Below are 17607 nucleotides of genomic sequence, written 5' to 3'. Positions count from 1 at the left end.
AAAAATCGTTCGCACTCAATTTAGCGACATAACCTGACCAAAACGCTGACCTAAAATCTATGACCCGCGAAAGTATTGCCAAAGAAACCCTAGAATCCGTTGCCCAATTCCTGCCTCAAAGTCAGGCAAGTGAAAAAGCGCCGCGCAGCCAAGAGGGTAATAAGGAATACAGCGTTGAAGAGCTGGCGATCTCTGCCAATACTTCGGTGCGCAATATTCGCGCCTACCAAGATCGGGGCGTGCTCCCTCCCCCCGCATTGCGCGGTCGCAAAGGCATTTATTCCAGCCAACACCTATCTCGTCTGCGTCTTATCGCCAACTTGCTGGAGCGCGGATACACCCTGAGTAGCATCCGTGAACTGCTAAATGCGGTAGAAAACGGCGTAGGGATTAATGAAATTCTGGGGATGGAAACCGCGATCAACTCCCCTTGGGGCCGCGAAGAACCGATCACTGTTTCGATGGCGGAACTGGTAAAAATGTTTGGCACCAAACTCACCCCCGCAGCGTTAAAAAAAGCCTCTGACCTGGGGCTGTTTCAAGCCAGCGGCAGCAAGATGCGGGTGGAGAGCATGAACACGCTGGAAGTCGCGGCCAAGCTCTGCTCCACCGGTATTCCTCTGGAAGAGCTTTTAGAAATTACCGCCAATATGCGCGGTCATATTCAGGGGGTTGCCGACACCTTCGTTAAATTGGTTGCCGAACACGTGCTCAAGCCTTTCGGCAATCAACCGCTGCCACCGCGCGAAGAATTTCCAGCCATTGCGGATTTGGTTTGGCAATTGCGTCCGCTGGCCGAAATTGTGGTGGATGCCGAGCTGGGCCGGGCGATGGATATTGCCGCCGGACGCTTCTTAGGCGACCAACTCGAGCAAATTCTCAAACGCCTGCCCAGAACTGAGGTTCCTAGCGTGCCGGATGATCTCTGCTAAGACTCGCTTTTAGACGTAGCGGAAGTAAATCGATATTCGCTACTGGGAAAAACGGCCAAGCGCTCAAAATCAATAAACGCCGCGCAGCTTGTCATCATTTCTTCGACATGTTTTTGCAAGCGCTCCGACTGCCCTACCGCATCATAAAATGCTGCATCATCAGACATCGCCGTCAAAGGAAACGTCTCTTCGACAATGGCATCAAGCGCGGGAGATGCCGGTGACAACACTGCCAACACCCGATTTTGAATATAGCGCGTGGTTGCCTGAGTTTGAATCGCCACCGAGGTATGCACCTGTTTCCAGTGACCGTACCACTGTTGATAGCTTATTTGCTCGGGGCACTGCAGCAAAGCCACTTGCGTAAAACCCTGCTGCCGCTGACCTTTAACCGCATTTTCGGAAGACTCCAAGGGAATGGCTTCTTCAACCAAATAGCTGTCGTACTCCAGTCCATCAGGCAGCCGCTCTTGCAGCTGCAAGCAGCAACGTGAAGCCTGTGTTTGCGACGAATCTAACCAGAAGCTCAGCAGCGCTGAATAAGCGGCTTCGCCAATTCGACGACCGGCAGCATCGGCAACATCCCGATCGGCAATATTGATTTGCCAACGCAGGATGCCCTCAACTTCGCCAAGCCTTTCCTCTGCAAAGGCTGCCTCTAGAAATGGCTCCAGAGCCTGATTATCTCCGCGGCAAAGTAGCTGCACTTTCAGCACGACAATTTCTCCACAACACTTTCCCCACAACACAGGCTCGTTTTCAGCGAAGATCACACACCGATTGGGGGGGTTGCGGTTGATGCATTATCGATCAGCATTTCCGCTGCATTAACGAAGGAAGATTCATCCGAGGCCAAATACAATACCAGCGCCGCAATATCTTCCGGTTCACACATGGGGTGAGCTTCAGTAGATAAAGATTCGATTTCTTCGCGGGTTGCAGATTCAGCGCCCGTGGCCACTTTGAACACCATCGGGGTTTTTACACCATCGGGGTGGATGCTATTACAGCGAATTCCATTGCGGCGCTCGCGACAGAACAAGGCCACCGACTTGGTTAAGGCCGCCACCGCGCCCTTACTCGCGCTGTAGGCTGCCACAAAAGACATACCGTGAAGGGCCGCAACCGACGACATATTAATAATCGAGCCACCATTGCCCGCCGCTTCCATTGCTGGAATCGCCGTTTTACAGCCCAAAAACACGCCTTCACTATTTACCGCATTGACCCGGCGATAATCTTCAATCGTACAGTCAACTACGCTGCCCAGCGCCATCATGCCGGCGTTATTCACCAAGACATCTAAGCGGCCAAAGGTTTCAACCGTTGTCTGAACCACTTTTTTCCAATCTTCTTCACTGGTGACATCGTGGCGTATAAACAGCGCTTTTTCGCCCAGCGAATTTGCTACCGCCTGACCATCTTTCTCGTTCAAATCCGTGAGTACAACAGAAGCCCCTTCGGCAACAAGGCGCTCGGCGTCTGCTTTTCCCATACCCGATGCGGCGCCCGTTACAATGCACACCTTACCAGCCACTCTTCCCATCGTTTTCTTTACTCCGTTTTTGTACTATTTTTAACCCTAAATTGATCTGAATCTAAGAATCTTTACCCTCGCTAATGCGGTGTGACTCGCAGATGGTTAGAATGCAAATTCAGCTCTAATTTTAACTATGATCGCAAATAAAAATTCACGCCAAATTACTGAGCGACCAAAGGAAAAGAAATGCCTCAAACTGATTACCTCAACAAGATCCAGTAATGGTAATCACCAAGCAGAGCTTTCGAGGGCACATGGAAATGGTTAATGAATAAAACCGCGAGCGCCGCCCATTCCATCAGCTTGTTTAGCAAGCTGAGCCTATTATTGCTGCTCAGCATCAGCACATTAAGCTTACTTGCTGCAGGCTTAATTTATAGAAGCACGCTTGCTAGCCATGACTCTCAAGCTAGCGAAAGCATGATGCATTTAAAAAATGCGTTCTATCTTCAGCTCAATCGCTCGGATAAAGAGCTCCATAAAAAAGCGCGCATGTTGCACTCAAAGCCTGAGCGTGTCGCTCAAGCTCTGTTACCCAATAGCCGCATCTTTAGCAATGTGGACTCTTTTGCCCTGCTTACGCTTGATGGCAAAATCAACAACAGCATCCAATACAGCAACAGCACTTTAGAACCTGCCACACAAACATTGCGCTGGGCGGCGACTCGTATCGCTGAGACTGTACAACCGGTCAGCAACGTAAGTTGTAACAAGCAATGCATGCAAAGTGTATTTTCTCCGGTTGCAGATACCGACTCGCTAATCAACATCAACCGCGATATGGGCGAACTGCTGCGGGAATTTCAAGCCATTACCGGCGCAGAACTGCTTTTGTTCAGCGAACCATCACCCACGGCCGAACACTACCGCTTTTATACCAACCCTCTGAATCGACAGTTACAAAAGCACTATGCTGACTTAAGCAATTATGTCGCCTCAATTGTTGAAGCAAATAAAGGCGCGACAGATTGGGCGGCAAGCTCCGAGAATCTCGCGCTCCCCCTTGGCGAACAATATTTCCAAGTGAGTATTTTCCCGCTAAATACCGCTCAGGGCTTGCACGGCGTGCTTATCGCCGATACCAGCGAACTTCATCATCACAGCGCGCAAACTTTTAAGTACCTGTTATTCGGTGTCGCGCTACAGATTATCGTCACCCTAGGTATTTTATTTTATGTCTTGCGTCCGCCTCTGCAGCGGGTGGAAGCCTTAACCAATATTCTCAAACTGCTGCCGCAACGGGAACATGAACAGGCGGCCAAAGCCTTGTTCGAACTAAAACGCAAAACCCTGTTTCAAGACGAAGTAGATGATCTTCGTGACACCATGTCATTGGTCAATCAATCGTTGCAAACCCTCGACAGCATGCTCGAAAAAAATCGCACCACCCTGCGTAACAAGGTGAGCGACCTCTCCGCCGCCAATCAATTTACCGACACGCTGCTGAATAACTCGCCACTGGTCATTATTGTTCACGATGCCAAGGGCTTTATTCATAAAATCAACGCACTGGGCCAACGCCTTACTGGTATTGGCGAATTAGATGGCAGCGTAAATATTAATAACTACCTGCCGCAAAGCAGCACCGGTTGGAAACTGGCCAAGGAGCTAACGCCACTCCTCTTGGGTGAAACCCAGCAAATGCAGACCGAAACCCCGCTGCTCGGTGTGGACCAAACCTTCCGCACCCACCTGTGGGTACACAGCCAAACTCAGTTTTCCGGGCAAGATATGTTCCTCTCGGTGGGCATGGATATTTCTGAGAGAGTGGAAGCCCAAGAGAGTATTAATTGGCTGGGACAGCATGATCGTATAACGGGCTTGCTGAACCGAAACACCTTTATTGAAAGAGCGGCCGACTATATTCAGCGCCATCAGCATATTCAAAAATTACAGCTATTAATGCTCGATATCGATGATTTTGCCGCCTTTAATGACAACCACGGCTTTGAAAAAGGCGATCGTTTGCTGGGCATTATTTCCGAGCAGCTCTCCAATATTTTGCCTCTTGGCACGCTGATCTCTCGAACCGGTGCCGGCGAGTTTTTGGCTTTGATCCACGACCCTGACATTGAAGATGAACTGCTTAGCAGCCTGACCCAGCTACAGCTGCCCAACAATAATGAAACCATTCGCTGCAACCTCACCGGAGTGATTGATGAGTACAAAGCGGACATCGGTCTGATTGAAGAATGGCTATCCAACCTCACCTCAATTATGAGTTGGGCGAAATTAAAAAATCGCGGCAAGCTGTATCGGATTAACGACGAGGATCAGGGTAGCGATCATCGCAAACAGCGATACCAGATACGGGATGAATTGCTGAAAGCCCTTGAAGATAACCGGCTTATCCTATTCTTCCAGCCCATTTACGACATCGGCAAACAGCGTGTTAGCCACTGTGAATGTCTGGTCAGAATGCGGGACGAACACGGGCAATATGTGCCGCCCAATAAGTTTCTACCGGTTGCCGCCGAGTTCGGCATGTTGCCGCAAATTGACTTCGCGATTCTGGAAATGGCGATGATTCAGTTGCGAGCATGGCAGGAACAAGGCATTAAAACTGGCATTAGCATTAACCTTACTGCGCCCACTATGGAGCAATCTGATTTTCAGGATCGCCTGCTATCCCTTATTCAGCAAACGCAAGTTAATCCTGAAAAACTGATTTTTGAAATTGTTGAAACCGACACCATTGAAAATCTCAATGCCGCTAAAAAACTCTTGCAGGTCTTTAAAGATATCGGCGCCAAGATTGCGTTCGATGATTTTGGCGTGGGCTTTACGTCTTTTGAATATGTGCGCGAATTGCCGGTCGACTTCATCAAAATCGATCAATCATTTGTGCGCTTTATTCAAGATCGGGAAGAAGACCAAAAACTGGTGAAATCCATTGTGGAAATGAGCCATAGCCTAGGTAAAAAAGTGATCGCAGAAGGCGTGGAAAACCGCGAGGCCATGATGATCCTATCTGACCTCGGCGTGGAATATCTGCAGGGCTACTATCTGAGCCGCCCCATGCCCGCAGATAACGTCAATTTAAATCTAAAAATTTAAACCGGCCCCGATTACTCAGACGTTCGCACCCGGCTCACCGCTTTCTTCCAGCCGTGATAACGCTGCTCACGCTGCACAGCAGGCATTTGCGGTTCAAACATGGCCTGTCGCTGCCACAGTGCCGCAATTGACTCTAGGCTATCGAACAAGCCCGCCTGCAAACCCGCCAAATACGCGGCGCCCAGAGCCGTGGTTTCAGTAACTTGCGGACGCTCACAGGAAACCCCCAAGGTGTCGGCCAAACGCTGAACCAGCCAGTCGTTTACCACCATGCCGCCATCTACTCGCAAGGAAGCGATATTTGCGCCATCGCCGCGCATTGCTTCCAATAGGTCGCGGGTTTGATAACAAACCGATTCCAAAGTCGCTCTGGCGATATGAGCAATACCAGTATCGCGAGTCAGGCCCAAAATGGCGCCCCGCGCATCTGGGTCCCAATACGGGGCACCCAAGCCGGTAAATGCCGGAATCATATAAACACCGCCGGCGGTCTCCACACTTTCCGCCAAGCCTTGAGTTTCCGCCGCCGAACCAATCAGTTTTAAACCGTCACGCAACCACTGCACCGCCGCGCCAGCCACAAAAATACTACCTTCAAGGGCATAGCAAGGCTTGCCATCGAGTTGATAGGCAATGGTCGTTAACAAGCGCTGCGAGGAAACCAAGGCCTTATCACCGGTATTCAACACCACAAAACAGCCGGTGCCATAAGTGCTTTTCACCATGCCCGGCACAAAGCACGCCTGGCCAACCGTTGCCGCTTGCTGATCACCAATCATGCTTTGAATCGGTAAACTCGCGCCAAACAAGTCCGGATCAGTACGACCAAACTCGGCGCAATTATCTTTAACCTCGGGCAATATCGCGGCCGGAATATCAAAAATTCTCAGCAATTCCGCATCCCATTGCTGTCTGTGGATATTAAACAGCAAGGTTCGAGACGCATTGGTGGCATCGGTCGCGTGTGACTTGCCGCCCGTTAATCGCCACAACAAAAAACAATCTACCGTGCCAAAAGCCAGCTTCCCCGCCTCGGCACGCTCACGTGCACCGTCCACATTATCGAGAATCCAAGCCAACTTAGTGGCCGAGAAATACGGATCGAGCAACAAGCCGGTGCGCTGGCGAACAAATTCTTCCAAACCTTGAGATTTCAAACGCACACACTGTTCTGCAGTGCGCCGATCTTGCCAGACAATGGCGGGATAAACCGGCTCTCCGGTTTCACGATCCCACAACAAGGTGGTCTCACGCTGATTGGTAATGCCGACCGTCGCAATTTGCTCTGCGCTGATTTCAGCTGCGGCAATCGCCGCCCGACAACTGGCGAGCGTGGTTTGCCAAATTTCTTCCGGATCGTGCTCTACCCAAGCGTCTTTTGGATAGTGTTGAGCAAATTCTTGCTGACCGACACCGCAGTGCTGGCCGGCAGCATTAAACACAATCGCCCGTGAACTGGTCGTACCCTGATCAATGGCAAGAATAAAATCTGACATAACTATTCCTTATTCGTATTACTGGTCGAATACAAGCGCGCAATGACCCCTTTTGCAAGTCATATTGACCAGTTTCGACCTTGGCATCCAAGGTCGCTAATCCTACCTTAATGTGAAATTAAAAGAAGGCTGATTTAGGAGTCTAGTGTGAATTCAGCTGATGCATTCCGTCAGGAAGTACGCACCTGGTTAGAAGAAAATTGTCCCCCTTCACAGCGCCGTCCCATCGTGCGCGAAGAACAAGTCTGGGCGGGACGTAATAAAACTTTCCCCAATAATGATGCCAAACTTTGGTTTGAGCGTATGCGCGACCGTGGCTGGACGGTGCCTGACTGGCCTCAAGCCCTGGGCGGCGGCGGTCTCGACGAGCAACAAACTCGTATTCTGAAAGAAGAAATGAAAGCCCTGGGCTGCCGCACGCCGCTCTATGATTTAGGCATATGGATGCTTGGCCCAGCGGTATTAGAGTTTGGAACCGAAGCCCAGCAACATGAACATATTCCAAAAATTGCACGGGGCGAAATTCGCTGGTGCCAAGGTTACTCAGAACCCGGCGCCGGTTCCGACTTGGCCAGCCTGCAAACCCGCGCTGAAGATTGTGGCGATCATTTCCTCGTAAATGGCACTAAAATCTGGACGACAAATGCCGATAAAGCCGACTGGATTTTCTGTCTGGTTCGCACCGACCCGGCAGCAAAAAAACAGGAAGGCATCAGTTTTTTACTGATTGATATGAACGACCCCGGAGTGACCACCACACCGATTGAACTTATCAGCGGTGAATCCGAGTTTTGCCAGACCTTTTTTGACAATGTCAAAGTGCCTAAAGGCAATCTCATCGGTGAACTGAATAAGGGCTGGTCAGTCGCCAAAGCGCTGTTAAAACACGAGCGCAAGCTGATGTCTGAAATTGGCGGCGACACCCCCGGCCCCAGTTTTGGCCCGGTTCAAGCCGCGCTGGAATATATTGGGTTGGGCGAAGATGGCAAACTTAAAGACTTGGCGCTGCGCGACCAATTGGTTCGCCATGAAATGAATTTTCGCGCCATCGGCCTCACCCATTTCCGCAGTTTTGAAGAACGGATGCACGGCCTAGCCGACCCCAATGTACCGCTGATCATGAAATATGTCGGCACCGAAGAAACCAAAAATAAAGATGAATTATTAGTCGCTTTACTCGGTCATCAAGCACTGGGCTGGGGCGGAGCCGGCTTCAATGACGATGAAATTCTTACTACCCGTGGCTGGTTATTTTCCAAAGCCTTAAGCATCGCCGGCGGCACATCCGAAGTGCAGCTCAATATCATCGCCAAGCGGGCACTGGAATTGCCCGAACACAATGCACAGGCTTAGGAGAACAATATGGCTTTGGTATTAAACGAAGAACAACGCCTGCTTAAAGACACCGCCAAAGATTTTTTAAGCAGCACCATGCCGGTTAGCGAGCTGCGCGCCTTACGCGATTCCGGCGACACTCACGGTTATAAGCCCGATCATTGGCAAGCCATGTGCGAGCTCGGCTGGAGCGGTATTGTATTCCCCGAAGAATTTGGCGGGCTCGATTTTGGCTATCTGGGTTTAGGCGCGATTTTTGAACAAACCGGCCGCACCCTTGCCGCATCACCACTGCTCAGCACCGTGGTACTTTCAGCTTCGCTGATTCAGCTAGCCGCAAGCGAGCAACAGAAACAGGAATTGCTACCGGCAATAATCAGTGGCGAACTGACCTTGGCGCTGGCGCTGGAAGAAGGCCACCACCACGCGCCGACCGCCATTCAAACTCAGGCGGAAAAAACCGCTGACGGCTATATTCTTAATGGCCGTAAATCCGTGGTACTGGACGCCAGTAGCGCAGATAAATTAGTGGTTATTGCTCGCACAAATAAAGATAGCAACGGCAGTGAGGGACTGAGCGCTTTCTTGGTAAATAGCCAAGTAAAGGGCATCACCCAACACAGCAAGCAATGGGTAGACAGCCGCTCAGCCAGCGAAATCATTTTCGAAAACGTGCAGCTAAGCGATGCCGATTTGCTGGGTGAAGCGGATCAAATTTGGCCGGCACTTAATATTGCACTAGATCGCAGTCGTATTTGCCTAGCCGCAGAAATGCTAGGCGGCGCCTTGGAATGTTTTGAGCGCACCGTAGCTTACCTGAAAGAGCGCGATCAATTTGGCCAGAAAATTGGGAGCTTTCAAGCTCTGCAGCACCGTGCTGCCATTCTGTTTACCGAGTTGGAATTGGCAAAATCGGTAGTTTTAGATGCTCTGTCAGCTATTGATGATAAGCGCCCCGACCTCCCTCAATTGGCAAGTTTGGCAAAAGCACGGCTGAACGATGTATTTGAAAAAGTGACCTCTGAAGCCGTGCAAATGCACGGCGGCATTGGGGTGACAGATGAGCTGGAAATCGGCTTTTTCTTAAAACGCTCGCGGGTGGCAACGCAACTTTTCGGCAACTCGGGATTTCATCGAGATCGCTATGCGACGCTCTGCGGGTACTAAAATATAAGCCTGCTACAAGCGGATAATAAAATCTTTACCGTTACGCGGGCGGCCGAGAAAATCTTGCAGGCTTAGATACAATTCTGAATTAGCTTGCGGAGAAACCATAATGCTGCCAGTCGGCTTACCACCGGCTAGCGGCACTCTCACACTGCCTCTCACTTTGGCGGAATTGTCTTCGGCAATTTTCAAATTGATATTTCTACCCTGACAAACGAGGTCTGCCCGCAGTGGCGCAATTTGACTTACCCCGGCAAGATCACCGCTGAGTTGCAATAACTCCAGCTGGCCATCAAATTCGGTACAGCCCTGTTCGCCAAAAACACCGCTTAGCTCTGCACTTAAACGGCCATCAAAACCCATACTTGGCACACCGGCCAGATCCAGCACACTAGCCAGGCTGGCCTTGGCGGCTAAAGCATTCAGCTTTAGTTGCCCTTGGCTAAAGCCCAGCTCCGCATCAAGCTGTACGGGAAACTTAACTTTCAGTTTAAGTGGCGAACCTTGCAAGGCTTTGATCGGCTGTAATTGCCAGCTCACCTGCTCAAGGGTAATCCCCTGATATTGAACGGTACTAAACTCACCCTGCCACAGGCTTCCACTCGCGCTACCCAATTGCAGCTCAGGCGGCAAATGTGAATCAAGCGAATCAACTAATAGCCAAGCCGGCGCTCGCCAGATAACGCAAATCAGAAAAAACAGCAGTGCCGCACTAATGCCTAAAACCCGTTTCACTGCCCGCCCCCAAAGCTGGCACGCAGCGATACCGTTCCCGGCACATCAAGCTGATTCATACTAAGCGACTCTAGCGTCAAGCCCGCGCGCAGCAAAGCATCCACAAAATGCACCGCCGAATTGTAGTCAGCCGCACTTACCCACAAGGTGTAACGGCCGTTGCTCATCGGCTCTATTCGGGTCAAGGTGATGGTATGTTGCGCCGCAGCGGCGGTTATTTTTTGCTGCGGTGAACCACTGGCCACGGTTTTAGCGCCACCTTGGTTAGCCTTAATGGTGGCCGCAGATTGCTGCATCCATTCATAGGTTTGACGGCGTTGAAGCAGCTTTTCTTCGCCACTCGCACGCGCCTGCAACATGGGCTGCCATAGCGCCAACCAAATTAATAATGGCAAACCAAACACAGTACCCAGAATAAGAATCTGGCGCTCGCGCTCAGTACGGCTAGCGAAATATTGTTGAATCGATTTCATTAGCGGCCTCCCTTCACACTGATTTGACCACTAACGCGGTTACTGCCGCCCGCCTCTGCAGCAAAAGCGCCACGCTCAACGGTGAGCCCTTTGGCCTGCAACTTAGCGACCCAAGTATCAACGGCCTCATAACTCGGCGCAGACAGCGACAAGCGGATTTCTCCCGGTGTTGCTGCAAAGTTTAATTGACTAAACCGTATTGACTGACCGCCACCGGATGCCAGGGCAATGGTTTCCAGCCAAGGAAGAAAGCTGGAATCACTTCCGCCCTGCTCCAAGGCGTTCAATTTACTGCGCATCTGACTGCGAGCATTCACCACTCGCGCACCGGGGAAGGTATCGAGATAAACCTGATCAATGGCGCTCTCAAGTTGCGTAATTTCTTTATTTTGCGCAGCAATGGCCAAACCGAGATTCAGCCAATGACCAAACAGTAGCGCCAATAACAAAATAACGGGCCAACGCAGGGCTTTGACCAAAGCCGACTGCTCATCGCGCAAGGCAAACTCGGCACTCAATAGATTAGGCAGCCAAGGTGAGAAATTGGCGGCAATGGCATCGAGGCGTTGGGCAACGGAAAACACATTCTGTGACGGTAGGTTTTCTTTTAACACCACCTCGGCACTTGCCTCACAACAGGTATAGGCAGACATCTCTTCCACACCACCGGCCAACTTAGCCCACACTGGAAAGTTTTTTGCTTGCATTGCTGCCGCGGCAGAAACGCTGTGAGAAATCGCGCGGTGCTGGTCAAGTACCACAATATTTTCGGCAATAGCGCCGTAATCTGGATAAAGCGCTTTCACTTTCAAGCCGCTGTTAAGCAATAGCTGATGCCAAGCAGCCATCAATTCACGCTCCACAACCAGTACATCTGTGGATTGATTTGGCTTAATCACACTGTGAGCAAAATGCACGCCGGACAGATCGGAGCAGAGTCTTTCTTCGAGTTGAAACGGCAAGGCCGACAAACCCACTCGGCCACCTTTTGGCAGCACAATTTGATGACGGCTAACCAGCTCACCGGGGACTAAGGCGTAACAAGGCAAAGCGGAGAATTGATCGGCCAGAGCCGACAACTGCTCAACACTCACGCAGCCGCGATCGCGCACCTGAGAGGTCTCGACATCCCAAACCAGCCAGTTCAGCGTTTCGGGCTCGCCACCTTCCAAGCGGGCAGGCAGTTCGAGAAACAATTGATTACTCAAAAAACGTCTCCGTATTCACGCGAGTAGGCATAGACTTTAGTGCCTTTAATCACAAAGCGACTGTAGACTTTTAATTGGCGCTGCTGGTAAAACACATCCGCCAAGCCCATAAAATAATTCGATTTTACACCCAAAGCGTTCTGCATTTCTGCGCTCAAGGGTGTCTCCTCACTTAATCCCAACGACGCGACAAAGCTCTCCACATCGGGCCAACCTTGAGCGGGCCGACTTTCAAGCATCATTCTGGCTTGATCAACGGTGATCAAATTATCCAGCGCCGCCGCAAGTAGAGCGGCTTGCTCCACTTTGAGTGTGTTGATATTGAGTGTGGTATCCACTTGGGGCAACACACAAAAGTTAGGCCACAACTTGCCCTGCTCACCTTCTTCAAACTCTGCAAACAAGGTCAATTCGCTCAGCGAAGTGAGCAGCGCATTCGGCGGCATAAAGGGATAGTCGCCGCGGTTGTAATTCAAATCCTCCGCCCCGTATACCCCTTCTGGCGAGAAGTCTTCGTCGATCCAGTCTGCCACCCGACCCGCGATAAAATCTGCACGCTGCTGCGACAGCTCCAAATTGGTAAACAGATTTCGAAACAAACGTAACGGCGCCCGATCAGGATCTTCCTCTTCACCATCTTCAGTATTAGGTGGATACAAATTATTGAGGTTAAAACAGGCTTGCTGATCGACAAACCGCCCGGCGATTGAACCGCCATCAATGGGAAACAAAATATCCTCGCGCGCCCAATCTTGCCCCAAGTTCACCGTCTCTTCGTCGGCGATATCTTCTAACGCATATTTGGCTAAGGTTTCGCCGCCCAGGGCATACCAAAAACTCTGCTCCATAAATCGCTGGTTAAGCAAACGCTGACTGTTATAGCGCACCCCATCAACCAGCGACACAGACAAAATCAGCATCACCGCAACTAATAACAGCACCATGATTAGAGCCGCACCGCTCTGATTGGTCACGATTTGAGAAGAGCGGCTTTGCTTACGCGGCCGGAACATTACTCAATCTCCGGTAGCAAAATATTCATGGTGATATCAGGCCACTGAGCCACATCCATGACCACTCGAACGCCGTCGGGCTGGGTCGCGCTAATTTGTGTGTTGGGCGGCCAAAAACTGGTCCAGCGCTTCTCGTAATAAAACTCCACCACAAAGCGACTGACATCATCGAGCATCAGCTGCCGCTGCCACTCGGTATTAGTCGTTGGATCGGCAACGGCGGCGCTATAGCGAACGAGGCTGCCGTCTTCCCACTGATAGCGCACCCGTTCCAAATCACTTTGTAAGATTTGCCCCGGCAATATGCGCCGTCCACCGTGAACAAATTCCACCTCGCTGTGCTCGCCAATTTGCTCTGCACGAATGCGCGCTCTAAACGGATCGCCCTGTTGGTCACGGGGAATGCGCGGCGTGAGTTGCTCAAAATCTCGGCGGATAATTTGCAAGGCCAACGCCAGTTCTTCCAAACGCTGTTGGTGCAGCTCTATCCTTTCCTTATTGTTTAAGGAGCTGTTCAGCATAAAGCCGGCCAGACTACCTAATAAGGCCATTATCGCAACCGCGATAAGCAGCTCCACCAAGGTAAAACCCCGCTGGAGTCGGCGTATTTTGAAATAGCCCTCACTCATGGCTTAGCGTTCCAGATAAGCCGTTCGACTGGCCAGCCGATCGCCGTTTTCAGCGAGCTGGACCAATAAATCCACGCGTTGGATATTTGGGTGTGGGGTATCACTGATTTGGCGCGACCAGGTAAAGTTATAACCGGCCATGCTGGCTTCGCCACTGCTGCGATTTCCGTAGCCTTCGCGAAGTATATCCACCAATAAATTGCTGGCGACTAAATCTGCAAACTGACGCTCTTCAAGCGCCGAGGTGCTGTAAGCGCTTTCACTCAGGCTTTTGGTGAGCGCAACGGCAGCGGTAGCAAAAATCATCAGTGCCACCATCACTTCCAAAAGTGTGAAACCTTGTTGACTCGACAGGCGAGCAGAACGAGAAAACATTCAGCGCGCCTCCTCGTCATCAATCAGTCTCAAGCGTTGATCAAACTCGACAGAATTCGCACCCGCTGTAGACAGACGCCATTCAAAAGCGGAAACCTGACCATCACCAAGAAACACCAGCTGAGGGGTCAAAATCTTATTTTGGCCGCTTGATTGCGTTTCTATTAACTGTCCTGACAAGGTAATTTCCGAGTTAACCGAGGCATCTAGTTCGATGGTTTTAGCAAGTACGCCAGCGGTGATAGGCGCCCAACCACTGCGACTCAGAATGAGAAACCGACCCTGATTACTCTGCCAGAGCAAACCGAGACTGTGCCCACTAAACACCGCTTCTGCTCGAGCGGTGCGCAAAGCACCCAATAATTTATAGCGCTCCTGCACCAAGAGCTGTTCGCCACTGCGTGAGGGAATAGCTAACACAACGGCGGTGCTAAGCAGGCCGATGATGAAAACCACCACCATCAATTCCAGCAGGGAAAAACCCCGCTGGTGGCGTGAATTATTCCTGCCAGTTAACAATATCACCGGCTAAACCCTCGCCGCCCTCTTCGCCATCGGCGCCAGTGGAATAGAGGTCATAAGGGCCGTGCTCACCGGGTTGAATATAGAGGTAGGCATTGCCCCAAGGGTCGTCAGGCAGGCGTTTGATATAACCATCGCTGCGATAGTTTTTTGGCTTGGGTGACAAGGTGGGCTCTTTTACCAAGGCCTGCAGACCTTGATCGGTGGTGGGATAAACGTGGTTATCCAACTTATACATATCCAGCGCTTGCTCCAAAACAGAGATATCGGCGCGGGCTTTTTCAACCATGGCCTTGTCTTGGTTTTGTAAAACATTGGGGGCAACAACCGCGACCAGCAGACCCAAAATCACGATAACCACCATGATTTCCAACAGGGTAAACCCGCGCTGTTGTCTCCAGTTATTCGATTTGCTCATCACTTGCTCCTAAATTTATTAGAACTGTGTCAGATTATTGAGCTGCAGAATCGGCAGCATAATCGCCAACACGATAGACAGCACCACGCCGCCCAGAACCACAATCAACAGGGGTTCAAAGAGGCTGACAAACATTTGCACACGCGCTTGCAGCTCGCGCTCCAGATTGCTCGCCGCACGCTGCACCATGGTTTCCAGCTCGCCACTGGATTCACCACTGGAAATCATATAAATCGCCATTGGCGGCAATACGGCTTCATCCTGCAAGCAGCGGCTGAAACTTTTCCCTTCACGAACCTGATCCCGCACCCGGTCCATGCTTTGCTTTAGATGCAGATTACTCAGGGTATCTCCCGCCACTTTTAGCGTTTCCAAAAAAGGCACGCCGGAAGACAGCAAAATTGCCAAGGTGCGCAACATCCGCGAGGCGTCCAACTCCAGCATTAAATCTCCCCACACCGGCAGTTTGAGGATTTTCGCATGGGTCCATAGTCGGCGCTGATCGTCGCGCATCCACCATCGGGCAAACACAAATAACGCCACAATCAGGCCAAGCATCACGTACCAGTAATTGGCCAAACCATCACTGATCGAGATCAGAATCTGGGTCAAGGTTGGCAGCGCCTGATCGTAGTGAGCAAACTGGGCGGTGACTTTGGGCACCACAAATGTCATCAGTGCGGCGATAACGCCCACTGCCACAAAGGTCAGTACGATGGGATACAGCGCCGCCTGCATAATGACACCGCGCAGCTTCTGACTGTCTTCGGTGTAATCCGCTAACTGGTTCAGTACCAGCGCTAAGTCACCGGATTTTTCACCCGAGCTGACCAGCGCCCGAAACACGGTATTAAATACCTGCGGGTGATCATTGAGGCCATCCGCCAGTGAATGCCCTTCCAAAACCCGCGAGCGCAGATCGAGAACGATTTTTTTCAAGCTGGCTTTACGGGTGTGTTTGGCGGTTGCCGCCAGCGACTCCTCAACAGGAATACCCGATTGAATCAGCGTGGAAAGATGCCGAACAAACAGAGCCAGATCGGCAATACCAATACGCGCACCGCCAAAACCCTTGCGACTGCCGCGCTGTTTTTCACGGGTCTCTTTGATATCCAGTGGGAAAAGTTGCTGTTCACGCAGCTTCTGTCGGGCTTGCCGGGCAGAATCCGCCTCAATCAGCCCTTTTTTATTTCCACCACGGGCATCGAGCGCACGGTACTCAAAGGCCGGCATCACCGCCCTCTCGAACGCTGCGCAGCAATTCATCCAGACTGGTCTGCCCTTCCAACACTAGACGACGACCTTCAGACATTAGCGTAGTCATATTGCAGGCGGCATAACGCAGAATTTCCTGCTCACCGGCGCGGTTGTGAATCAGCTCTGACAATTCGCGGTCGATAACCAGCAGTTCGTAAACCCCCTGCCGACCGCGATAACCGGTATTTTGACAAGCCTCACAACCACAGGCGTTGTAGGCTGTTTTACCTTTGAGGGAAGCATCACCGAGCAGACGCGCTTCGGTTTCGTCCAAGGTTATGGCTTGCCGGCAGTCTTCACACAGGCGGCGCACCAAGCGCTGCGCCAGTACCCCTTTGAGGCTAGAGGCGATCAAATAAGGTTCAACGCCAATATCCACCAAACGGGTAATCGCGCCCACGGCGGTATTGGTGTGCAAGGTCGACAACACAAGGTGGCCGGTCAAAGAGGCCTGCACCGCAATTTCGGCGGTTTCCTGATCGCGGATTTCCCCCACCATGACCACATCCGGGTCTTGGCGAAGAATCGCACGCAAGCCACGGGCAAAGGTCATTCCGACTTTGGCGTGCACCTGAGTTTGGCCAATGCCTTCAATATCGTATTCCACCGGATCTTCCACGGTCAGAATATTGCGGCGGCGATCGTTGAGTTCCATTAAGCCAGCGTAGAGCGTGGTGGTTTTACCCGAGCCCGTTGGGCCGGTAACCAGAATAATGCCATTGGGTTGATGCAGCAGATCGACCAACTGCGTCAATGTCCGTTTGGGCATTCCCAGATGTTTTAGATCAATACGCGCCGCCTGCTTGTCCAGCAGACGCATTACCACCCGCTCGCCGTAATTACTCGGAATGGTAGACACCCGCACATCCACCGAGCGACCAGCGATGCGCAGTGATACGCGGCCGTCTTGCGGCACCCGCTTTTCGGCAATATCCAGCTTGGACATAACTTTTATACGCGAGACTAATAAGGGTGCTAGGCGACGATTGGGGGTGAGCACTTCTTGCAAAATACCATCGACCCGCAAGCGAACCGACATGGTTTTTTCGTAGGTCTCAATGTGGATATCTGAAGCATCGCGCTTCAGGGCTTCGCCAAACAGAGCGTTGATCAAGCGAATAACGGGCGCATCATCCTGCGCGTCTAGCAAATCCTGCGACTCGGGAATTTCCTCGGCCAAGCGATCCAGATCCACTTCGCTGGAAATATCACCCATGGCCGACATGGCATCGCCCTGCTGACGCTGGAAGGTGGCATTGATTTTTTCCAGCAGCGCCTCTTCGTCACTCAGTAACAACTGAAAATCGGAAGACAAAACCCGCTGCACCTCGGCCAAGGCCGCCGGCGGCGTAGCCGTACAACACAGCACAGACAGCGCGCCGTTCTGCTCCGCCTCTACCAATACCCGGTTATTGCGGGCAAAGGCATAACTCAGAATCTGCTCCGGCAT

Annotated in this window: 17 protein-coding genes; 4 read left to right on the top strand and 13 right to left on the bottom strand. The window is 51.5% G+C overall.

From position 1 onward, the window contains the following. Positions 1–59 precede the first annotated feature (59 nt). Positions 60–932, top strand: coding sequence for a MerR family transcriptional regulator (locus IB286_RS06025; protein WP_190763498.1), 873 nt, complete (start codon positions 60–62; stop codon positions 930–932). Here IB286_RS06025 and IB286_RS06020 read toward each other — a convergent pair. Next, on the bottom strand, positions 929–1648 hold the full coding sequence (locus tag IB286_RS06020; protein ID WP_190763496.1) for an EthD domain-containing protein: 720 nt from the start codon (positions 1646–1648) through the stop codon (positions 929–931). The two genes, IB286_RS06025 and IB286_RS06020, sit on opposite strands and share 4 nt — an antisense overlap. 53 nt (positions 1649–1701) lie before the next feature. Further along, the gene (locus tag IB286_RS06015; protein WP_190763494.1) at positions 1702–2478 is read right to left on the bottom strand and encodes a glucose 1-dehydrogenase; all 777 of its coding nucleotides are present in this window, start codon (positions 2476–2478) and stop codon (positions 1702–1704) included. Positions 2479–2739: 261 nt separating this feature from the next. On the opposite strand from IB286_RS06015, the gene IB286_RS06010 reads away from it, so the two are divergent. Next, complete coding sequence (locus IB286_RS06010) at positions 2740–5529, top strand: putative bifunctional diguanylate cyclase/phosphodiesterase (RefSeq protein ID WP_190763492.1); 2790 nt, start codon at positions 2740–2742, stop codon at positions 5527–5529. Positions 5530–5540: 11 nt separating this feature from the next. On the opposite strand, the gene glpK is transcribed toward IB286_RS06010, so the two are convergent. After that, positions 5541–7025 carry a glycerol kinase GlpK gene (gene glpK, locus IB286_RS06005; protein ID WP_190763490.1) on the bottom strand — a complete coding sequence of 495 codons (1485 nt, stop codon included), beginning with the start codon at positions 7023–7025 and terminating at the stop codon, positions 5541–5543. A gap of 147 nt (positions 7026–7172) precedes the next feature. Here glpK and IB286_RS06000 point away from each other — a divergent pair, with 147 nt between their 5' ends. Together IB286_RS06000 and IB286_RS05995 are read left to right on the top strand one after the other, a co-directional pair. Further along, a complete protein-coding gene (locus IB286_RS06000; RefSeq protein WP_190763488.1) occupies positions 7173–8378 on the top strand; it encodes an acyl-CoA dehydrogenase family protein in 1206 nt (401 codons plus the stop codon). A 9-nt stretch (positions 8379–8387) separates the two neighbouring features. After that, complete coding sequence (locus tag IB286_RS05995; protein ID WP_190763486.1) at positions 8388–9527, top strand: acyl-CoA dehydrogenase family protein; 1140 nt, start codon at positions 8388–8390, stop codon at positions 9525–9527. Between the two features lie 12 nt (positions 9528–9539). Here IB286_RS05995 and gspN read toward each other — a convergent pair whose 3' ends face one another. From gspN to gspE, 10 genes are read right to left on the bottom strand one after another with little or no spacing between them, the layout of a single operon-like run. Continuing rightward, entirely contained in the window at positions 9540–10262 is a 723-nt protein-coding gene (gene gspN, locus IB286_RS05990; protein WP_190763485.1) for a type II secretion system protein N, read from the bottom strand. Continuing rightward, positions 10259–10735 carry a type II secretion system protein GspM gene (gspM, locus tag IB286_RS05985; RefSeq protein ID WP_190763483.1) on the bottom strand — a complete coding sequence of 159 codons (477 nt, stop codon included), beginning with the start codon at positions 10733–10735 and terminating at the stop codon, positions 10259–10261. The genes gspN and gspM overlap by 4 nt, the downstream gene beginning before the upstream one ends. Beyond that, complete coding sequence (gene gspL, locus IB286_RS05980) at positions 10735–11943, bottom strand: type II secretion system protein GspL (RefSeq protein ID WP_190763481.1); 1209 nt, start codon at positions 11941–11943, stop codon at positions 10735–10737. Before gspL ends, gspM begins: the two co-directional genes overlap by 1 nt. Continuing rightward, on the bottom strand, positions 11940–12956 hold the full coding sequence (gspK, locus tag IB286_RS05975; RefSeq protein WP_190763480.1) for a type II secretion system minor pseudopilin GspK: 1017 nt from the start codon (positions 12954–12956) through the stop codon (positions 11940–11942). The genes gspL and gspK overlap by 4 nt, the downstream gene beginning before the upstream one ends. Continuing rightward, positions 12956–13585 (bottom strand): type II secretion system minor pseudopilin GspJ, encoded by a 630-nt coding sequence (gene gspJ, locus IB286_RS05970; RefSeq protein ID WP_190763478.1) that lies wholly within the window; start codon positions 13583–13585, stop codon positions 12956–12958. The genes gspK and gspJ overlap by 1 nt, the downstream gene beginning before the upstream one ends. A gap of 3 nt (positions 13586–13588) precedes the next feature. Then, positions 13589–13960, bottom strand: coding sequence for a type II secretion system minor pseudopilin GspI (gene gspI, locus IB286_RS05965; RefSeq protein ID WP_190763476.1), 372 nt, complete (start codon positions 13958–13960; stop codon positions 13589–13591). Next, positions 13961–14485 carry a GspH/FimT family pseudopilin gene (locus IB286_RS05960; protein ID WP_190763474.1) on the bottom strand — a complete coding sequence of 175 codons (525 nt, stop codon included), beginning with the start codon at positions 14483–14485 and terminating at the stop codon, positions 13961–13963. Further along, entirely contained in the window at positions 14460–14900 is a 441-nt protein-coding gene (gspG, locus tag IB286_RS05955; RefSeq protein WP_190763472.1) for a type II secretion system major pseudopilin GspG, read from the bottom strand. Before gspG ends, IB286_RS05960 begins: the two co-directional genes overlap by 26 nt. An 18-nt stretch (positions 14901–14918) precedes the next feature. Continuing rightward, positions 14919–16133 (bottom strand): type II secretion system inner membrane protein GspF, encoded by a 1215-nt coding sequence (gspF, locus tag IB286_RS05950; protein WP_190763470.1) that lies wholly within the window; start codon positions 16131–16133, stop codon positions 14919–14921. Continuing rightward, a complete protein-coding gene (gene gspE, locus IB286_RS05945) occupies positions 16120–17607 on the bottom strand; it encodes a type II secretion system ATPase GspE (RefSeq protein ID WP_190763468.1) in 1488 nt (495 codons plus the stop codon). The genes gspF and gspE overlap by 14 nt, the downstream gene beginning before the upstream one ends.

Origin of the sequence: Spongiibacter pelagi (assembly GCF_014705705.1) — a bacterium.
GTDB lineage: Bacteria > Pseudomonadota > Gammaproteobacteria > Pseudomonadales > Spongiibacteraceae > Spongiibacter > Spongiibacter pelagi.
This window is presented reverse-complemented; position numbering and strand designations above follow the sequence as displayed.